This is a genomic window from Cohnella sp. LGH, assembly GCF_017671885.1.
Taxonomy (GTDB): Bacteria; Bacillota; Bacilli; order Paenibacillales; family Paenibacillaceae; genus Cohnella; species Cohnella phaseoli.
The window spans coordinates 3,544,716-3,564,715 of record NZ_CP072117.1 but is presented as its reverse complement, the minus strand read 5'-3'; the positions used below and the strand labels follow the sequence as shown (position 1 = coordinate 3,564,715).

Sequence of the window (20,000 nt, the reverse complement as noted above, 5' to 3'; positions counted from 1 at the left end):
GGTGTATATACCTCCCTCCGATGCTGCTATACGCTCCTGAAATACGAATAGGTAAACCCTTTACAATGTGATTTCAGGAGCGTATGAGGCAGTCTACGGGCTAATCATAACCCACAACACTTCCAGATAATTCCCTGAAACTGTTCGTACTCATGTGTGCAAATAGATCCGTCGTAAAAGTTCAATATCCAATAAATTGGAAATGTTGCGGGTCATGATTAGATCTACTGGAGGAATATACACCTTACCTTATGTATCGATAATCTCAAGCAACCTTTGCCTATCAGACAGCTCCTTGATTTTGTTACCTAGTCTGCGTTTTGCGGAGTTTCTTCGCCTGTTGGCGCGTCATGGGAGGCGTCAGCGGCAGGAACGGCTTCCTCATACAGTCCCGTGCGACGCTTAAACCAGCGGAACAGATGCGTGCTGATCACCTTTAGAATGGCATACCCGGGAACGGCGAGAATGATGCCGATCATGCCGAACAGGTTGCCGGCCGCGATAATGACGAAGATGATCGTAATCGGATGAACCCGCATCGTCTTGCCCATAATTTGCGGAGAGATAAACTTGCCCTCGATCAATTGCACGATTGTCCAAATCACGATCATTTTCACGAGCATGATCGGGGACGTCATCATGGCGACGATCAGCGCGGGAGTGATGGCGATTGCCGGGCCCAAATAAGGGACGATGCTCGTACAAGCGGCGATAACGGCGAGCACAAGGGAGTAGTCCAGTCCGATAATGAGATAGCCGATGTACAGCAGCACGCCGATACAAGCGCTGACGATGATCTGGCCGCGAATGTACGAGCTGATCTGATGGTTCATCTCCAGCATGACGCCGAAGGAGCGGCCTCTGAGCTTAGTCGGCACGAATCCAAGCACGAACGGGGCCAGTTTCTTGCGGTCTTTGAGCAGGTAGAACAGGACGAAGGGAACCGTGATGATCGCCAGCACCGTCTCGGTAATTCGGCCTACCAACCCGCCTATTCCCGACCAAGCGTTGCTGAGAAGGGTCGAAGCGCGCGAGGAGAACTCGTCCGTGAGCTTGGCCGTATCAATTCCGATCATGCTTTGCAGCTCGTTGAAATACTTGTTTCCAATCAGTTCCTCGAACTTGGCCTGCGCGTTCTGCGTGTAGGTCGGGAACTGGGAGATCAGGCTGGCGATTTGCTCGCTGAGCAGGGGGACGACTTTCATAACTACGAGCGTCAGTACCGTAATAATGACAAGGTACAGCCCAAGGATGGAATAAAGGCGTTTTACTTTGCGATGCTCCAAATAGTCGACGATCGGATTAAGGAGGTAGTACGCGACTCCGGCTAACAGGAACGGTAGGAATACGGTTTCCAGCACGACGGTCAGCGGATGAAAAACATAGGAAATCTTGTCCAAAATAAAAATATTCAAGCCAATCAACAGGATGACGACGAGGAACAGAACAAATTTCCGGTCGATCAGTCCTTTAATGCCTTCCGATAGTTTGCTAGAGCTCTGCATGGGGCTTCCTCCTTCTTTGTTCTATTGTAACCGACGGGAAAGCCGTCCGACAAATTTGTCCGCTGCCGAATTTCACGGATGAAATTTCTCAGGGTTGACAGGGCGGGCAGCTGTAAATTATAGTTTAGTTACGCTTAGTTTCCGGAAACTTCCGGAAAGCGGGGGAACCAATCTTTTGGGGCGAATCATGGATTGCTCATGTAGGGAACCATCTATCCCGAGCCCGACAGCTAACCTCGTTTGCACTGGATGGGTCATAAGTTGCTCATTCTTTTGACCCGTTAAGGGTCTTTTTCTGTCTTTACGGACCCTTGTCCGCAGTAGGGATGGTCTACTGCGCGCAGGGTCTATTTAACGTTCGGACGAAAGGGGGTATCGCGGGGCTTGGAACGGATTCGTTCTCGAATTCGAATGAATATACATGGAGGAGGAAGGCCGCATGGCGCAGCCAAAGTATATCACCGATATCGGAAAGATCTCTCACATCCCCGAGGAACAACGTGAGAAGCTGAAGAAGATTACCGACAAGTTCGTGTTTCGCGTGAACGAATATTACTTGAATCTGATCGATTGGAACGATCCGCACGATCCGATTCGCAAGCTCGTTATTCCGAATGAAGGGGAGCTGGAGGAATACGGACGTTGGGACGCTTCGGACGAGGATACGAACTACGTGGTCAAAGGCTGCCAGCACAAGTATTCGTCGACGGCGCTGCTGATTGTCTCCGAGGTGTGCGGAGCCTACTGTCGCTACTGCTTCCGCAAGCGGCTGTTCCGCAACGACGTCAAGGAAGCGACCTCGGACATCGAGCCGGGCCTGCAGTATATCGCCAACCATCCTGAGATTAGCAACGTGCTGCTGACCGGAGGCGACAGCCTCATCCTTGCCACGCCTAAACTGCGCGCGATTTTGCATAGATTACGCGAAATCGAACATGTGAAGATCATTCGACTCGGCTCGAAAATCCCTGTCTTTAATCCGATGAGGATTTACGAGGACGAGGAGCTTCTGGAGACGATCCGCGAGTTTTCCAACGCGAACAAGCGCATCTACGTGATGGCTCATATCAATCATCCTCGCGAAATTACGCCGGAAGCGGTACGAGGCTTCCAAGCGCTGCACGACGCCGGAGCGATCGTCGTTAACCAGACGCCTGTGCTTAGAGGCATCAACGACGATCCTGAGGTGCTCGGCGAGTTGCTGGACCGGCTGAGCTGGGCTGGCGTAACGCCCTACTATTTTTTCATCAACCGACCCGTGGCGGGCAACAACGATTTCGTGCTGCCGTTAGCTAGAGTGTACGATATCGTCGAGAAGGCGAAAGCTCGTACCTCCGGTTTAGGCAAGAGAGTGCGCCTGTCTATGAGCCATACGTCGGGCAAAATCGAAATTTTGGCGATCGAGAACGGCAAAGCCTATCTGAAATATCATCAATCCCGCGACGGCAACTACGGGAAATTCATGATGCTGGATTGTCCCGACGACGCGGCCTGGTTCGACGATCTTCCGGGGAGCGAGCGCTATTGGAAAAAGCCGCAGAAACGGACGAAGGAAGTCGTCTCCGTGAACGAATTGCCTGATGTTCCGCGCAAGCGCGAGCGGAGGGCGGAAGTGCCGAGTTAAAGCCATAAGGGTTCCACAGGAGCCGCCTCCAGTGTACGCGCAGGGCGACGATGTCGCTCTCCGTGTTGCCGAGGCGGCTCTTATTCGCGCGCTTCGCTTGATTGCTACCGGATGCGACAAAGGTTCCGCGATTTCTCGTTGACTGTTTGACAAGCTTCTCGACGGCAGAAAGGTAAAATCTATTCATTCCAATATTGGAGGAATGGATAGGGATGGCGTTGGGAAGCAAAACGGTCTTATTCGCGCTTGCCATTTTGCTGGCGGCGCAAGGCATTGCGCAAGCGAAGGGGGTTCAGTCCGGGCAATGGAGCGGCAGCAAGCCCGCGGAGGCGAAAGCATTTCCCGAGATGTATACCGAAGTGGCGGGAGTACTCGGTTTTCGGGGCGGAGGCGATAGAAGCGCGCCGTCTTACGGGACCGTTGAGATGCAGACGTATCGCCCCGCAATCGCTTGGGAGAAGAAGACGAAGAGCAGCTCATGGGGCGGCGGAGCGGGCTGGACGGGACAGCCGGCGATCGTCCAATGGCAGCCGGAAGTGCTCGCGTCGATGAACGTTAAGCCGAAGTTTCGTTCCAAGCCGAATTTTACCGAGGTCATCTATGCCTCTTTGGACGGATACGTCTATTTTCTGGAGCTGGAAACAGGCGAGGAGACGAGAAGTCCGATCCGGGTCGGCAACCCGATTAAAGGCAGCGTGTCCGTAGATGCGCGCGGGTATCCGCTGCTGTACGTCGGAGAGGGAATCCCCGAGAACGGAACGATCGGATTTAACCTGTATAGCCTGATCGACCAGAAGCGGCTGCTGCGCGTTAACGGCATCGATTCCTTCGCTTATCGGCGGTGGGGGGCGTTCGACGGCTCCGCTCTGTTCAACCGCTATGACGATACGCTTACCGTAGGCGGGGAGAACGGGCTGTTGTACCGCGTCAAGCTGAATACGGCTTTCGATCCGCAGCGGAAGACGCTTTCGATCAAGCCGGTCGTGAGCAAATTCCGCTATCGTATAAGCGGCAACAATTATCAGGGCATCGAGAATTCGCTGGCGGCGTTCGGCGACCTCGTTTATTTTGCCGATAACGGGGGAAGCGTGCTGGCGGTGAACGTTCGGACGAACGAGGCGGTATGGGCGCTCCCGGCGCTCGACGATACGGATGCGACGATCGTTGTGGAAGCCGAGGACGGAATTCCGTACTTGTACACCGGAACGGAAGTCGACAAGCAGGGAAGAAAGGGCTACGCCTATTTGCGCAAAATCAACGGGCTAACCGGCCAGGTCGTCTGGCAGATGAAATACGAATGTTTGTCCGTCGTCGGCGGAGATCATCCCGTCAACGGCGGCGTACTGGCGACGCCGGTCGTCGGCAAGGGGAATATTTCCGATCTCGTCGTGTTCACGATCGCCCGCTACGGCAAGCTTGGGGAGGGGCTGATGGTCGCCTTGGACAAAAAGACAGGCAAGGAGACTTGGCGGCTCCCGATGAAACGCTATGCCTGGTCGTCTCCGACCGACGTCTACGATGCCAAGGGCAACGGTTATTTGTTACAGGCCGATTCCGGCGGGGTCGTCACCGTCGTCTCCGCCGGGGATGGCCGCGTTCGAGGCAGCATGACAGTAGGCTCAAATATCGAAGCTTCTCCGGCGGTATTCGGCAACTATGCCGTCGTCGCTTCGCGCGGCGGCAAGCTTTACGGGATTAAGCTGGAATGATCGGAGGAAACTCCGGCGATTCGCCAAGGTAAGCGAGGAGCGCTTCGGACGAACTCGAAACGGAGCTCGGATTGAAGCGTTCCCCGATCGCGCAAACGAATTTGCAGAGGGAGCGTTACGGAGGCTGACAGCTCATCCGCTAGCTCTTCGGTTTTCGTAACGCGGGTTCTCTTGATCGTTAACGATTCCAGTCGTTCAAGCAGTCGATTCAGCTCTTCGAAACGTTCGGCGGAAGCTTCGGGCCACAGCAATTGCAGCATCTCGATGTCTTTTCTGGCGACTGCCTCCGCGAAGTTGATCGCCATCACGCCGGGAGAGGCGGAAGCGAAATAGCTGCGCAATTGCCCGGCCGCTTGATAAACCATCAACTGATGCGCCGGATCGGGCGTATCGGAGCGATGCGACGAGCTGCCGAGAAAATGAACGCAAAAATGGCCTTTAAAGCCGTTGCCCGGAATGCCGTCTCCCCCATGGGGCATGCCGTTCATGGAAGCGGCTATTCGTGTGCGATCCTTGGAGACGATGATCGCTCGACGGTCCCAGCTCCACGCACCCCCGTAAATCTCCTTCATCGTCTTCGAATCTTCTGTTGTCATTGGCTGCACGTCGGCGTGATCGCTGCCCGCTCGACGCTGGACGCGAAAACTGAGTCCGCTTTCGAGATCGGTAATCGTGAACGTGCTTTTGCGCTTCACGATAAGGCGGGCTTCGCTCCAATCCATCAGCGCCCCGTAATGCTCCCGTCTCAATGCCTCCGCATAGCCAAGCATACGTTTGGACGCATCGGCTGAAAGTCGCAGCAATCGCCCTGCGGCTTCGTTCCAAAGATGGCCCGAACGTTCTAGTCGATACCGCGTTTCTTTTCCGTCGGCATCTCGAATCCCGACCTCCAGGTCGGTATAGCAATCTGCGAGTTGCTCCGGCAAGCTTCCCGTTTGCGCATTGCGCAAAATTAGCGTAGGGCTGTCTATCGTTAGCCTGCTAAACATGGAGGCGGTGCGGCTGGAGCGCACGACGATCTCTATGCGCTGCCGCTCTCGAGTCGTCGGTGGCTTCGCTTGCGCAGCCGAGCCGACAGCGGAAGCCAGTCCAAGGGAAAGTACAACTGATGCGGCCCAGCGCCAAGCATTCAGCCTCAGTGGTCGGCTCATTTTTTTCTTCCTTCCCGTTTCGAATCGTTGGCGTTATTGTCGGCTAACGAATAAACGATTATGCGGCATAACCGCGGTCCGTTTCGCGCAACGTAAACAGGGATGCATTGGACGAGACAAGTGTGCTCATGCATCGAGATACGTTAAATTTATCGAATCGGGGGATCGATTTGGCTTGGACATGGATTGCCGGCCTGTTGGTGCTTGCGCATACCGCATCATTGCCGGATCAGCTTGCGATAACTTCCGAAGGACGGGAAATCGCGGTCGTACGCCGTGCGGATTATGAATTCCCGTTACCCGGGCTGCCGATTGTTAATGACATTAAATTGTTGGAACTGACAGCGAAAATGGAGCGGCTGGTCTATCAGCCGCCGACTAACGCCATGCTGGACGCATCGGGGAAGATCGTTCCGGACAAGCTCGGCTATAAGCTCGACCTCAGAGTCTGGGAGGACGAGTTCTATCGTTATATGACGGAGGGGAAGAGCGCCTCGATGGAAGCCCCGCTTAGAGCCGTCTATCCGCGAGTGGACAGCGAGCTGCTGACGACGCTGAAGGAGAAGAGAATCGGCTACTATACGACCTATTACAATTCAAATAACCGCAATCGCTCCCACAATATCGATTTGGCGGTTAAGGCGCTAAATAATCGCTATGTGTTTCCAGGGGAATCGTTTTCGTTTAATCAGACCCTTGGAGAGCGGACGGCGGGTAAAGGCTATCGCCGAGCGAAGGTGATCGTAAGAGGCGAAGTGGCGGAAGGAATCGGGGGCGGCATTTGTCAAGTCTCATCGACGTTATTCAATGCGGTCGATCGAGCGGGGCTCACAATCGTTCAACGCTATTCGCACAGCCGCAACGTGCCTTACGTGCCGCCGGGAAGGGATGCGACGGTTAGCTGGTACGGGCCGGATTTCGTGTTCAATAATCCTTACGACCATCCCGTGCTCATTCGCGCATTCTCGGGAGGCGGACAGACGACCATACTGATTTATTCGGCCGAGGAAATTCACAACCGTCCGCGCGAAGTGCCTAGCGCATCCAAGAAGCTGCCGGCGGAAGTGCCGGCCGACCGCAACGTTAATCAAATTGTGCCATAGGGAATCGACTATGCGAAGAGGCCTGATCTGAAAGCAGGGGTAAGAGCTGCTTTCAGATCGGGCTTCTTTTCTGTGGCTAGCCTTCATTCCGCTGCTGAGGTAGCGTCTGGGCACATTTTGGCCTTCACTCCGCGGCTGAGGCAGCGTCAGGGCACATTTTTGGCCTTCACTCCGCGGCTAAGGTAACGTCAAGGCACATTTTTGGCCTTCACTCCGCGGCTAAGGTAACGTCAAGGCACATTTTTGGCCTTCACTCCGCGGCTGAGGCAGCGTCAGGGCACATTTTTGGCCTTCACTCCGCGGCTAAGGTAACGTCAAGGCACATTTTTGACCTTCACTCCGCGGCTAAGGTAACGTCAAGGCACAATTTTGGCCTTCACTACGAGGCTGGGGCAACATCAGGGCACATTTTTGGCCTTCACTACGCGGCTGAGGTAGCGTAAGGATACTTTTTTGGCCTCATTCCCAATGCTTCGGTCTGTTAAAGCACAGACCTGTTAGACTGAATTGTGGCACGCAGGGCGAGCAAGATTTTGTTCTCCAGCCCGACGCCGCTGTCCGCGATGTCGGATTGGTCCAGTTCGAGCGATATTTCATGTTTCCTACGGGTTCATGTATGCGAATTGGTCAGCTGTAGTATTTTGCAGATGAACCGATTTCGAAGTTATGACAATATATAGGTGAATGGCCATTCAGGAAGGAGAAGCTGCTTGGATATCGATGAGTTGATTGAGCTCGTGAAGCTGCACGGCAAGTCGATTTACGGCTTTTGCTACAAGCTGACGGGGAACAAAGAGGATACGGACGATTTATATCAGGAAACTTTTCTTAAGGCTATGGAGCTGCGGCTCAAGATGGACGCGGCCCGCAATCCGAAAGCTTATCTCATATCGGTTGCCGTGCAGCTTCACCGCAATCATCGTCGCAAGCTTGCGTGGAGGCGAAGAATCGCCCCTACGTTCGAGCTTGACGAGGCGGCGGCAGGGGTGGCGGACTTATTTTCTCGCGAATCGGCACCGGAAGACGCGGTGCTGACGCTAGAGCTTCGAACGATGATTCAGCAGGCCGCCCATCGGTTGAACGACAAGCTGAAGCTTCCCCTCTACATGTATTACACAGCGGATATGACAGTGGAGGAGATCGCATCGGCGTTGAAAATTCCGTCGGGAACTGTGAAAAGCAGATTGCATAAAGCGCGCATGGCCGTGAGAAAAGATTTGGAGGTCGATGTCACGTGAAGGATGCGGATTGGGAACGTTTGCTCGGACAGGCTTTGGCTCCGGCAACGGAGCCTGAAGAAGAATTGGATCAGGCCCTTATCCATCAATTAAAGGAGCGTAATCTTGTGAAACCTAAACATAGAAGAAGATTATCGATAGGGCTGTTAGCCGCGGTATTATTGCTGCTGGTGTCTGTATCGGCCTATGCGGCGACACAGCTGTTCAGCGCCAAGCAGGTTGCCGAGAGTTTCGGGGACCGGCTGCTGGCGGAAGCTTTCGACAGCAAGGACGCTATGGAGATTAATCGGTCCATCGCATCTGGAGATTACAGTTTTACGCTTCACGGTCTCGTGTCGGGAGCCGGCCTCAGCCAATTTAAGCACTCCTCGGAGGAAATCTACCCCGACAGAACCTATGCGGTTGTTTCCATCGTCAGACAGGACGGCAAACCGATGCCGGCGGTCAACGAACCCGAATACGGCGAAGTTCCGTTTTTCATTTCGCCGCTAATCAAAGGTCTGAAGCCGTGGCAGGTCAATATCGTTACGATGAACGGCGGGTATAGCGAAGATGTCATCGACGGTGTCATGTACAGACTCATCTCATGCGACCAAGTAGAAATTTTTGCAGACAGAGGCGTGTATTTGGCGGTAAGCAGCGGCAGTCCGTTTTATAGGAACGAGGCGTTCTCGTATGACGAGAGCACGGGAGAAATCCGGTCCAAGGAAGGATACTCGGGCGCATCGGCATTGTTCGATCTCCCGCTCAATATCGCCAAAGCGGATCCGGTCAAAGCGGAAGCCTATTTGGAGTCTATGCTAACGCCGACGTCCTCTCCCGAGTCACCGTCGGATAAGAAGCTGGTCGCTGACGCAAGGCGCTGGGCCGCGGAAATTAAAACCAAAATTAAAAAAGGAGAGAAGATCGGTGAAACTCTTCCCGACTCGATTAAAGAAGTGACCTATGACGACGCCGGCAACCTCCAATACTCTCATGACGGACGGAGCGTGACAATGGCTCCAGACTCCTTTTTCCAGGAAGGGCAGAGCGGATTTTCCGAGACATTCTCCGTTAGCAAAGATGGTGAAACTTTCAAAGCGCTGCTGTTTCATAAAGACGAGAACGGCGTCATTACCGGCAGAATTATTGTGTTGAATTAGCGCTGGCTTTCGTCTATTGACAATCGGCCGAGATCGCAGTAAGATTTCTTAGATTCGTATAACCCCAATAGTTCAGGGTGGGGGTCTCTACGGGAAGCCTTAACTTCCTTGCTACGAATATTCGTTCGCCTCGCGCGAGCCAATATTCCGGCAAGGAAGTTTTTATTTTTTTATAAAGGAGCTAACGTTCGATGAAATACAAATTATCCGTTCTTATGGGAGCGATCTGTTACGGCATTCTTTCTACCATAGTCACCAAGGCATACGCTCAGGGCTACTCGCTTGGCGAGGTAGTCGGCAGTCAACTGCTTACGGGGTTCGTGCTCGCGTGGATGCTTGCGCTGCTCGTCGGCAGACGGGCCCGCAGACAAGATAAGCATGACGCGGCGGCAGAGACGAAATCCGTTCATGAACGAAAACTTAGCTGGAAACAGCGTTTGCTGCTGATGGCGGCAGGCACTCCGACAGCCATCACGGGGCTGCTGTATTACGAATCTCTTCGCTACATTCCAAATTCGCTGGCAATCGTGCTGCTGTTCCAATTCACCTGGATCGGAGTCGTGATGCAGGCGGTCGCGCGCAGGCAGAAGCCCGGCAGAAGTATGCTGCTCACGCTCTCCGTTCTGCTTGGCGGAACATTAATGGCCGCAGGCATTATCGATCAAGGGGTGGCCGAGCTGAACTGGCTCGGCGTCGCATTCGGCTTGGCCTCCGCGCTCAGCTATTCGCTGTTTATTTTGTTCAGCGGCAAAGCGGTCCCGTCCGTTCACCCCGCACGGCGCAGTGCATGGATGATTACCGGCGGCCTGCTGCTCGTCTTCGTTCTGTTCCCGCCCGCTTTTCTGTTCGACGGCACCCTGTGGAGCGGATTGCTTCCGTTCGGGCTGATGCTGGGCCTGTTCGGTGCGTTCCTGCCGCCGGTGCTGTTCGCGATCGGCGTTCCGCGGATCGGAGAGGGCTTGACCGGCATTCTTGGCGCTTCAGAGCTCCCCGTCGCGGTTTTGCTGGCGGCGGTCGTGTTGCACGAACACGTGAGCGCCTTGCAATGGGCCGGCGTGGTGATCGTGCTTCTAGGCATCGCGCTGCCCGAGCTGTTCGGCAGATTAAGGAAAAAATCGGCGCTCATACTTGAATAAGAATGGGCAGAATCATCGGGCGGCGCTTCGTCTGGTTCCACAGAAATTTGCCCACCTCGTCCTTGATCGTCATTTTGTAAGTGCTCCACTGGTTCACTTTCTCCTCCAGCAGCTTGTCGAGAGAAGAGGCCGCGATGCGGTTCACTTGCTCCAGCAGCCCCTCCGATTCGCGGACGTAGACGAAGCCGCGCGAGATCGTGTCCGGACCGGACAAAATTTTGCTGTCGGCACGGCTTAGCGTAATGACAATGATCAGCACTCCATCCTCGGACATATGCTTGCGATCGCGCAGCACGACATGGCCGACGTCTCCGATGCCAAGGCCGTCGACGAGCGTGTTGCCGGTCGTAATTTTCCGGCGTTGACTGGCGACGCCTTGCTCGATACCGACAACGTCGCCGTTTTTAACGATGAAGATGTTATCCCCTTCGACTCCGACCGATTCCGCCAGCATGCGATGCTGGTATAACATCCGATACTCGCCGTGGATCGGGATGAAATACTTGGGCTTCATCAGCGTGAGCATCAGCTTCAGCTCCTCCTGGCTGGCATGCCCGGAGACGTGCATGCCGGTAACGGAGCCTGAGCCGTAAATCACTTTTGCGCCGATCTCGTACAGATTGTCGACGATGCGCGCGACGTTGCGCTCATTGCCGGGAATCGGCGTTGCGGCTAGAATAACCGTATCCCCGCGGTGCACCTCCAATTGACGGTGGTTGGAGCTCGCAAGTCTGGACAGCGCGGCCATCGGCTCCCCTTGCGAGCCCGTGCAGAGCACGACGACTTCGTTCGGAGAATAACGGTTCACATCCGTCGGCTCAATCAGCATGCCTTCGGGCAGTCGCAAATAGCCGAGCTCCACCGCAACGTCAACGACGTTAACCATGCTCCTGCCGAGCAGCGCAAGCTTGCGGCCGAAGCGAAGAGAGGCGTCGACGATCTGCTGCAGCCGGTGCACGTTGGAAGCGAACGTAGAGATGAAGATTTTTTGCTCCGCCTTGGAGAACGCCTCCTCGATATGCTCGCCGACGACCCGCTCGGAGGGCGTAAAGCCTGGCCGCTCTGCGTTGGTGCTCTCCGAGAGAAGCAGCAGCACGCCTTTGCGGCCGAGCGCGGCCATTTTGTGAATATCCGGATAATGGTTGTTGACCGGCGTAAGATCGAACTTAAAGTCCCCGGTATGGACGACCGTTCCTTCGGGCGTGTTCAGCGCGATGCCCAGGCAGTCGGGGATGCTGTGATTGGTGCTGAAAAAGCTCACCTTGAAGCTGCCGAAGCGGAGTGCCGAATCGGCGGTAATCGTCTTTAGCCGCGAGCTGCCGAGCAGTCCGTGCTCGCGCAGCTTAACCTCGATCAGGCCCAGCGTCAGTCGCGTCGCATAGATCGGCATATTAAGCTGCTTCAATACGTAAGGGATGCCGCCAATATGATCCTCATGTCCATGCGTCACGATGAGCGCGCGGATTTTGTCCTTATTTTCAAGCAAATATGTAATATCGGGCACGATAACATCGATGCCAAGCAGGCTTTCGTCCGGGAACTTGGAGCCGCAATCGATGACGAGAATATCGTTCGCGTAGCGAATGACGTACATATTTTTGCCGATTTCGTTGACGCCGCCCAGCGCGACAACCGACAGCGCGTTCTCTTCCGAGCTCAAGAATCGGTCCCCTCCGTTTGCGATAGGAATAGGTGCAGTATTGCCTGGAATGACGCCGTTCATCCCAACGACCGGAGATAGCGGACCGAGGCAATTTAAATTTCGGGTTGCATTTTGCAGAACTAGTGCGTATAATTACCTCAAATTCATAGGTTTGCCGAAAGTCGATGAAGAGAAAGAGTACGTTATTCGTCAGTTCCGCAGAGAGTTGGGTCGGGTGAAAGCCAACGTTCGGGCGATAACGGAAAGCCGTCTCCGAGACGCAGACTGAAATTTGAGTAAGCTCTGCCGCATTTCCAGCGTTAACGGGAACACGTATTGATGGATACGTTGTTGAGTGCCGCTATATTTCGTGCGAACGAAAGCGGAACTAGGGTGGTAACACGGGTGCAGACTCGTCCCTTGCGGACGGGTTTTTTTGTTTTAAATTTTTGTCGGTATCCACAAGGAGGACTGTAAAAATGCCAAATCAAACGTTAAAGCCGATCGAACGGCTGCTGTCGCCGCAAGTACGGGAGATGCCGCCGTCAGGCATACGCAAATTTTTCGATTACACGTCGGGCATGAAGGAAGTGATCTCGCTCGGAGTCGGGGAGCCGGACTTCGTCACGCCCCAGATCGTTCGCGATGCTTGCGTCGCCGCGCTGGATAAAGGGAGAACGACGTATACCTCCAACTCGGGCATGCCTGAACTGCGCGAGGCGATCTCCGGCTATTTGTCCGACAGCTGCAAAGTCGACTACGATCCGGCAAGCGAAGTGCTGGTCACGGTCGGCAGCAGCGAAGCCATCGATCTTGCGCTGCGCGCGCTGATTACCGAGGGCGATGAGATCGTTATTCCGGAGCCTTGCTATATTTCCTATTCTCCTATCGTATTTCTAGGCGGCGGCAGACCGGTTGGCGTCGAGACGTTTGCCGAGCACCAGTTCAAGCTGAAGGCGGATGCGTTGCGAGAGAAACTGACTCCTCGTTCCAAGGTGCTTGTGCTTTGCTATCCGAACAATCCGACCGGCGGAATAATGACTTACGAGGATTGGCTGCCGATCGCCAGGCTGGCGGAGGAACACAATCTGGTCGTCATCTCGGACGAAATCTATTCCGAACTGACTTACGGGGATAAGCATGTCAGCTTTGCGTCCTTGCCGGGCATGAAGGAGAGGACGCTCGTCGTTAACGGCTTCTCCAAAGCATTCGCCATGACCGGCTGGCGCGTCGGTTATGCGTGCGGACCGCGCGAGTTGATCGCGGCTATGCTGAAAATCCATCAATATACGGTCATGTGCGCGCCAATTATGGGTCAGGTGGCGGCTTTGGCTTCGCTGCAGGTCGGGATGGAGGAGAAGGACCGGATGATCGAGTCCTACGATCAGCGGCGCAGACTATTCGTGCAGGGGCTGCGGCAGATCGGGCTGCCGTGCCACGAGCCGCAGGGCGCGTTCTATGCCTTCCCTTCGATCGCTCATACGGGGCTTACCTCGGAGCAGTTCGCGCACCGACTGCTGCAGGAGGCGAAGGTGGTCACCGTGCCCGGCCAGGTGTTCGGTTCGGGCGGAGAAGGATTTATCCGTTGTTCTTACGCCTCGTCCCAGGTACAATTAGAAGAAGCATTGGAGAGAATCCGCAAATTTCTAAGCTTGATATAAGGAGGGAAGTCGCGAAGATGGAAGCGACCAAAGGGAATAACCTGAAGCTATATCCGCCGCAGGAAGACTATATTGCCTTCGACAACGAGGAAGACTATGCGGAGAAAGGGCGCGCTTGGGGGCTGTTCGCCAAGACGCCCAAGACGCAGTTCTGGTACAAAGGCGCGACCTCGCAGCACCAGGTCTCGATCAAGGGCTACCAGGAATACGGCAATATGAGCGTCTTGATCGTGGAATTCGAGGACGGCCGGGAGACGAGCATTCATCCGGCCTATCTGAAGGAAATGCAGAGCGGTACGTTCGGCAAAGAGACGGCTGTCGTAGAAGCGGAGGACGCGGAGAGCGGCGAGTCTTCCGTTGCGCCTTCCGCCTATGCGGATGCTGTAGAAGGCGGCGACGGGGACAAGCCGGTTAAGGCGGCTAAAGCCCAGAAAAAGCCGAAGGAGAAGAAGGAGAAGCTTGAGCTGCCGATCGACAAGGTGAAATTCACCGCAAAGGTGAAGGAGTTTACGACCAAGCCAAATCCTTTCTCCGACCGCGACGACGAGGTGCTCCTGTTTGAGGAAGTCGCCATCGTAGGTGAGAACCCGCTTGCCATCGGCGACGCTTGGTGCGGCTACAGCAATACGTTAAAAGGCTTAGGACTTGAGGTAGGCAACGTGATCACCTTCGAAGGAAAAGTCGTGGACAAGAAATTCAACAAGGAAATATTGTACAAGGTAAACAATCCTTCGAAGCTCGTCGTTCAGTGATCGTGAAACAACCGCCGGGGAATTCTCCACGGCGGTTGTTTGGCTATATCGGCTGATAAAAACTTCGATACAATCGCTTGACATTGCCGTTACGTAAAGGTGTACGATCGGTTTGCAAGGAGGGATCGAGATGGAATATACGGTTCAGAAGCTCGGCCAGCTGGCCGGAATCAGTACGCGCACGCTCCGCTACTACGATGAGATCGGACTTCTCAAGCCGGCGAGGATCAATTCATCCGGGTATCGGATCTATGGGCAATGGGAGGTGGATCGGCTGCAGCAAATTTTGTTCTATCGAGAGCTTGACGTCGGCCTCGATGAGATCAAGGCGATCGTCGATTCGCCGGAATTCGACGCCCGGCGCGCGCTGGCAAGGCATCGCGAGCAGCTTCTGGCCAAGCGGCGCCAGCTTGACGAGCTGATTGCCAATATCGATCTGACCTTAGCCTATCGAGAGGGGGTGACGGATATGAGCGACAAACAGAAGTTCGAGGGCTTTAAGCAGCAGCTCATTGAAGATAACGAAGCCAAATACGGCGATGAAATCCGCGCGAAGTACGGCGACGAGCAAGTGGACAAATCCAATGCCAAACTCAAGGGCATGACGAAGGAGCAATACGAGGAAATCGAGCGTCTGTCGGAGGACATTCACGCAACGCTCGCGCAAGCGTTCGCGACAGGCGATCCGGCGGGGGAATTGGCGCAGAAAGCAGCCGATCTGCACCGTCGCTGGCTGACTTTCTACTGGGATCGATATTCCAAGGAAGCGCATGCGGGAATAGCCCAAATGTACGTAGAGGACGAGCGCTTCAAAGCCTACTACGATAAAGATCAGCCGGGAGTCGCAGAGTTCCTGCGTGAGGCCATCCGAATCTACACAGGAATCGACGCCTAATTCATCAAGGAAGCTGTGCCTAGGCAAAGCGAGACATTCCGAATGCCGGTCCCAATCGGACTGTCGGATGCCGCTGCTGCTTAGGGGCAGCTTCTTTTGCGTCTGTAGAGGGAAAGAAGATTTCGCAGCGTCACGGAACAGATAAGAAGGGGCAGGTGGACCGGACAATGCGCTAAAGCGGAAAATCCCCCTTAATTTCGAAGATCCAGCCATTTTTAGGAAAATACAGAGGATTATCCGCCTTAAATTATGAAAAATCAGATTTTACTAAAAATAAAGCGAAAAATGCCCTTTAATTGCGCCGAATATGCCCATCATCTGAAAATAAGGCGGGATATCCGCTTAATTTCAAAAGTAAAGTGCAGCAAGAAAGTCTTGACAACGAATGTGTACTAATGGCATAATACGCATGTGGTGTATGAACTACTTAGTACACACACTTAAGGCGATTGCGAGGTAGCGGAATGAGAACAGGCGGAGGCTGGGAGGAAGTCGAGTTCAACAGCCGGGAACCGGTCTATCTGCAGGTAGTACGGCATTTCAAAGAGATGATCGTCGCGGGGAAGCTGGGGGCCGGTCAGGTAATCCCTTCGCGGAGAGAACTGGGAACGCTGCTGAAAATCAACCCGAATACGGCGCAGAGATCCTACAAGGAGATGGAGGAACGTAAATTGATCGTAACGGAAGGAAATTCGCCAAGCCGGATTACTCGAGACGACTCCGTGCTACAGGCGATTCGCGCCGAGCTGCTGGGAGAAGCGGTCGACGCCTTCGTCGCGGCGGTCCGCAAGGTCGACGTTCCGGTCGACGAATTGCTTGATCTGGTGAAGAGCAAATACATAGAAGCGTTGTCCGTCAATCCTGCGCATGCCGATAAGGAAGGGAGCGGAGAACGGCTATGATCGAGCTGAAGGAGGTCCGCAAACGGTATCGCGGGCGCAACGTGCTGAACGGACTTAGCTTTACGGCGGAGAAGGGCAGCATCACTTGCCTGATCGGCATGAACGGAGCGGGCAAATCGACGATCATGAAGGCGATTATGGGCCTTGTTCCGATTAAGGAAGGCCAAATTCTCATAGACGGCAAACCGCGGGGAAAATGGATGTACGAGAAAGTCAGCTTCGTTCCGGATCATCTCACGATGCCGCTGGGCATGAAGATGTCGGAAGGGCTGACGTTTATGGCGGATTTCTACGAGAGCTGGAACGCGGAGCGGGCTGCCGAATTGATGCGTTTTTTCCGGCTCGAGCCCAAGGAGAAAATCGGCAATCTGTCGAAAGGGACGGCGGCGAAATACAATCTTGTGCTCGGACTGGCGCTGAATTCGGAATATGTATTGATGGATGAGCCGTTTTCCGGAATCGACTTATTCAGCCGGGAGATGATCGCTGATGTTTTCTCCAGCGAGTTGATTGAAGAACGCGGCGTTCTGTTGACGACGCACGAGATCGACGAGGTGGAGTATCTGATCGACAAAGCGGTCATTTTGCAGGACGGGAAAGCGGGTTTGGAATTCGACTGCGAAACGATGCGCAGCGAACAAGGCAAGTCGATCGTCGACGTGATGAGAGAGGTGTATTCGCGTTGAGGAACTACCTGAAGCTTCTGCATATGGAAATTCATCGGTTTCGATCTATATTGTTTGTTCTTATGGGGTTGACCGCGCTGGTCCAGATCTGCGCGATCGCGTTTAGTACCATCGGAGAGATAAATGAAAGAAACGCCTATTTTCAGCAAACGGGAAAACCGGCCGAGACTTTTTTCGCCGCTATGTCCTTCACCCGCACGGTGCAGAACACGCAATTCTGGTTTGCCGTTCCCGTCGGGCTCAGCATCGCCGTTCTGGTCATTTATGCGTTTCTAATCTGGTATCGCGATTGGTTCGGAAGAAGCACGTTCGCGTTTCGGCTACTCGCGCTTCCTTCTGAACGCAGGAATGTTTATTTCGCGAAGCTGACCGCTATTTTAACATTTATATTCGCAATGCTCGGCTTTCAACTTCTGCTTATGCCCATCTGCAGAGCGGTCTTTACGATGATCGCGCCGGCCGATCAAATACAGCCTTCCTTTATCGCGGATGCGATTTTCGTCAATCAGGCGTTTAAGATTTTACTGCCGCGTTCGTTTGGGGAATTTTTCGTCAACTATGGCATTGGCATCATCGCGCTGCTTATTCTGTTCGCGTCGATTTTACTGGAACGAAGCTATCGTTGGCTTGGCATCGCATTCGGGCTTGCTTATGCCGGTCTTTGCGCCGCGTTAATGATTTTTCCGCCTCTGGCGCTTGGCGCGGAATACTCTGCAGGTTATCTGTATACCGAAGAAATTTATGCGATTCAGATCGCGATTGACCTATTGATAGCTATCGTCTCGGTCTGGTTGGGATTGTATTTGTTGAAGAAAAAAGTATCGGTGTAAGGGGAGACGGCGAACGATGAAACGTTACATTTTGTCGATGGCGCTTGGCGTATTCGCTGTCGGCGCGATCGGGACGTATTACGCGTCCGGCACGGAAGGGGATGCGCCCCTATACAAGCTGGTTACGCTGGAAGGCGATGTTCAGGAAGCCGCCAATATGCAGCTGGGCGGCCACTATATTGGAGGAGTCGGATCAAAGGGTCTTGAGCTTACCGTCGCAGGAACGAAATACCAATTAGCGCCGTCGTTTTACGAGAAATATTTGCAGGATAACCGGTTTTTGACGACGCAGTACGAGGACATGAAGGCGTTGAAGCAGGAGCATCGGAATTTTATGCGAGGGAGAAGCAGCATCGACAGCTTCTATAGGGATTCGGATTGGGTCATCTATGCCGACGCCGTTCTTTACGATCCCAGCAGCGAATATGATTGGCGGTCGGAGCTAAGAATGGACGTCCTGGAAGAGGCCACAGGCAAAGTCGCCAAGCATCGGATCGATCTGGACGAATCGAATATCGAATGGTTCCGCGTGAACGACGTTCAGCGTATCGGCGACGAGGTGCATATTCTGGCTCAGGTGAGACAAAGAGCTAAGCTCCCCGAAGGAGGCTGGAAAAGTCTCTCTGAGGAATTTCGCGATTATGTCGTCGATCTCGGCAGCGGCAAGCTGCTTCGTCGGGACGTATTAATGTCGGAGCAACTGAAAGCGACTGCCGGCACCTCTGGAACCTCGGAGGCAGAGCCCGCGGCGAACGTGATCAGGAGAGACCTCAGCCTCTCCATCGCACCCAGCGAGAGGACCTCTCAACCTTCGGAATACGTCGTATTGCAAATGAACCGAAGCAGTACAACTGGCGGCGAAGGAGTCAAAGAAAAGACGACGCTCGTTCGCAAGTACGCAGTATACTCTTACAGAACAGGCAAGCTGACTCCGCTGCCCGAGTCTTCTACCGATATTAGTGCGTATTCGCACAGCCAGAGCGAGCTTAACGGGGATATACTCACTGTTATGTATTTTGACAATCGGAGCTTGGCGATTGCTCGCTATAATGTCGCGACAGAAACGCTGGATCCAGGCGAGCTTACGTTGACGGCGAAGCAGGCGGGCGGGCAGTCGATTAAGAGCGTAACTTTGGCGCAAGACCGCGTGTATGCTTTGCTTTCCTCGGAGGACTCGAGTAAGGCTGGCCTTGCCGACAGCAGACAGATTACGGCCGTCGTGCTTGATGCGGGCAGCGGAAAGACGCTGTACAGAGGAGAAGCCGCATACGAGGGGCCGGCAGACAAAGCCGAAGAGTTCCGCAAAAAACTGTGGTTGACCAACATTTATGCGAACCGTTCGTAACCTTAGAGGCGCGCAGAGTTGGGAAGAGAGGATCGCGCTGCTTAGAAGGCTGGAGGAGGTTGGCTATTCGATCGCTTACTACGTACTGCGCTGCGAGGAGCTTGCCGAGGAAGCGACCCGGGCAGCGCTCCTACAGGCGGGCTCGGACCGAGAAATCAGCGAATTGCCAGCTGAGGCGCAGAGAGAGAAATTCGCCCGGCTGGCGATGAGCACGGCGATAGCTGTAAGGCGCGAGAAGCTGCTTCGCGAGGCCAAATAACGACCGTTTGGAAATTTTATGAATTTACAATATGGCTCGTATGAAATAGTTCGTATTAGCGGTAACTTTATAGTTCGTCCGAACAGCAACTGTATAGTTTGTATAAACGGTAACTTTGATGTTGTAGGAACGAGCGCATATTGTACGAATTTTTCATATAAGTGAGGTTCGAATAGCGCCTGTGGTTCGAATAACGCCTGTGGTTCGAATAGCGCCGGATTTCTGAAGTTTGTACGATACGTCATACAAATCGGTCGAGAGTGACGGCCAAAGGGTTGATTTTATACGATTTATCGCACAAAGCGCTATAAACAAGGGCTCGAAACCGGACTTTTATACAAAGAATCGTACAAAAGGCTCGGAGGCCAAGCCCGCCAATGCAGAAAAGAGACTGTTCCCTAAGCAGAGTTGCTTATGGGA

Annotated in this window: 17 protein-coding genes, 2 riboswitches and 1 other annotated feature; of the genes, 14 read left to right on the top strand and 3 right to left on the bottom strand. The window is 53.9% G+C overall.

The window, feature by feature from the left end:
- Positions 1-308: 308 nt before the first annotated feature.
- A complete protein-coding gene (locus J4772_RS15145) occupies positions 309-1,505 on the bottom strand; it encodes an AI-2E family transporter (RefSeq protein ID WP_209075877.1) in 1,197 nt (398 codons plus the stop codon).
- Positions 1,506-1,626: 121 nt separating this feature from the next.
- Positions 1,627-1,765: riboswitch (cyclic di-AMP (ydaO/yuaA leader) on the top strand.
- A 179-nt stretch (positions 1,766-1,944) separates the two neighbouring features.
- On the opposite strand from J4772_RS15145, the gene J4772_RS15140 reads away from it, so the two are divergent.
- Together J4772_RS15140 and J4772_RS15135 are read left to right on the top strand one after the other, a co-directional pair.
- A complete protein-coding gene (locus tag J4772_RS15140) occupies positions 1,945-3,129 on the top strand; it encodes a KamA family radical SAM protein (protein ID WP_116063161.1) in 1,185 nt (394 codons plus the stop codon).
- A gap of 212 nt (positions 3,130-3,341) precedes the next feature.
- A complete protein-coding gene (locus J4772_RS15135; protein WP_209075875.1) occupies positions 3,342-4,838 on the top strand; it encodes an outer membrane protein assembly factor BamB family protein in 1,497 nt (498 codons plus the stop codon).
- Here the strand turns inward: J4772_RS15135 and J4772_RS15130 are convergent.
- Positions 4,817-5,989: a hypothetical protein gene (locus J4772_RS15130; protein WP_209075874.1), complete on the bottom strand. Its 1,173-nt coding sequence runs from the start codon at positions 5,987-5,989 to the stop codon at positions 4,817-4,819. The two genes, J4772_RS15135 and J4772_RS15130, sit on opposite strands and share 22 nt — an antisense overlap.
- A gap of 170 nt (positions 5,990-6,159) precedes the next feature.
- On the opposite strand from J4772_RS15130, the gene J4772_RS15125 reads away from it, so the two are divergent.
- The 4 genes from J4772_RS15125 (at position 6,160) to J4772_RS15110 (ending at position 10,608) form a co-directional block, all read left to right on the top strand.
- Complete coding sequence (locus J4772_RS15125) at positions 6,160-7,092, top strand: VanW family protein (protein WP_209075873.1); 933 nt, start codon at positions 6,160-6,162, stop codon at positions 7,090-7,092.
- A gap of 710 nt (positions 7,093-7,802) precedes the next feature.
- Entirely contained in the window at positions 7,803-8,330 is a 528-nt protein-coding gene (locus J4772_RS15120) for an RNA polymerase sigma factor (protein ID WP_209075870.1), read from the top strand.
- Positions 8,327-9,472 carry a hypothetical protein gene (locus tag J4772_RS15115; protein ID WP_209075868.1) on the top strand — a complete coding sequence of 382 codons (1,146 nt, stop codon included), beginning with the start codon at positions 8,327-8,329 and terminating at the stop codon, positions 9,470-9,472. Before J4772_RS15120 ends, J4772_RS15115 begins: the two co-directional genes overlap by 4 nt.
- Positions 9,473-9,506: 34 nt before the next feature.
- Positions 9,507-9,606, top strand: a riboswitch (purine riboswitch).
- A gap of 57 nt (positions 9,607-9,663) precedes the next feature.
- Entirely contained in the window at positions 9,664-10,608 is a 945-nt protein-coding gene (locus J4772_RS15110; protein WP_116063167.1) for an EamA family transporter, read from the top strand.
- Here the strand turns inward: J4772_RS15110 and J4772_RS15105 are convergent.
- A complete protein-coding gene (locus J4772_RS15105; RefSeq protein ID WP_247741106.1) occupies positions 10,595-12,268 on the bottom strand; it encodes a ribonuclease J in 1,674 nt (557 codons plus the stop codon). The two genes, J4772_RS15110 and J4772_RS15105, sit on opposite strands and share 14 nt — an antisense overlap.
- 158 nt (positions 12,269-12,426) lie before the next feature.
- Positions 12,427-12,674, top strand: a binding site (T-box leader).
- 55 nt (positions 12,675-12,729) lie between these two features.
- On the opposite strand from J4772_RS15105, the gene J4772_RS15100 reads away from it, so the two are divergent.
- From J4772_RS15100 to J4772_RS15065, 8 genes are all read left to right on the top strand, one after another.
- Positions 12,730-13,911: an aminotransferase class I/II-fold pyridoxal phosphate-dependent enzyme gene (locus tag J4772_RS15100; protein ID WP_209075865.1), complete on the top strand. Its 1,182-nt coding sequence runs from the start codon at positions 12,730-12,732 to the stop codon at positions 13,909-13,911.
- Positions 13,912-13,928: 17 nt separating this feature from the next.
- On the top strand, positions 13,929-14,663 hold the full coding sequence (locus tag J4772_RS15095; RefSeq protein ID WP_209075864.1) for a hypothetical protein: 735 nt from the start codon (positions 13,929-13,931) through the stop codon (positions 14,661-14,663).
- A gap of 130 nt (positions 14,664-14,793) precedes the next feature.
- On the top strand, positions 14,794-15,558 hold the full coding sequence (locus tag J4772_RS15090) for a MerR family transcriptional regulator (RefSeq protein WP_209075862.1): 765 nt from the start codon (positions 14,794-14,796) through the stop codon (positions 15,556-15,558).
- Between the two features lie 464 nt (positions 15,559-16,022).
- Entirely contained in the window at positions 16,023-16,460 is a 438-nt protein-coding gene (locus tag J4772_RS15085) for a GntR family transcriptional regulator (protein WP_116064327.1), read from the top strand.
- The gene (locus J4772_RS15080) at positions 16,457-17,146 is read left to right on the top strand and encodes an ATP-binding cassette domain-containing protein (RefSeq protein WP_116064326.1); all 690 of its coding nucleotides are present in this window, start codon (positions 16,457-16,459) and stop codon (positions 17,144-17,146) included. Before J4772_RS15085 ends, J4772_RS15080 begins: the two co-directional genes overlap by 4 nt.
- Positions 17,143-17,976 carry a hypothetical protein gene (locus J4772_RS15075; RefSeq protein ID WP_209075861.1) on the top strand — a complete coding sequence of 278 codons (834 nt, stop codon included), beginning with the start codon at positions 17,143-17,145 and terminating at the stop codon, positions 17,974-17,976. Before J4772_RS15080 ends, J4772_RS15075 begins: the two co-directional genes overlap by 4 nt.
- A 16-nt stretch (positions 17,977-17,992) precedes the next feature.
- Positions 17,993-19,321 carry a hypothetical protein gene (locus J4772_RS15070; RefSeq protein ID WP_209075860.1) on the top strand — a complete coding sequence of 443 codons (1,329 nt, stop codon included), beginning with the start codon at positions 17,993-17,995 and terminating at the stop codon, positions 19,319-19,321.
- On the top strand, positions 19,305-19,580 hold the full coding sequence (locus J4772_RS15065; RefSeq protein ID WP_209075858.1) for a hypothetical protein: 276 nt from the start codon (positions 19,305-19,307) through the stop codon (positions 19,578-19,580). The genes J4772_RS15070 and J4772_RS15065 overlap by 17 nt, the downstream gene beginning before the upstream one ends.
- The last annotated feature ends 420 nt before the right edge of the window (positions 19,581-20,000 follow it).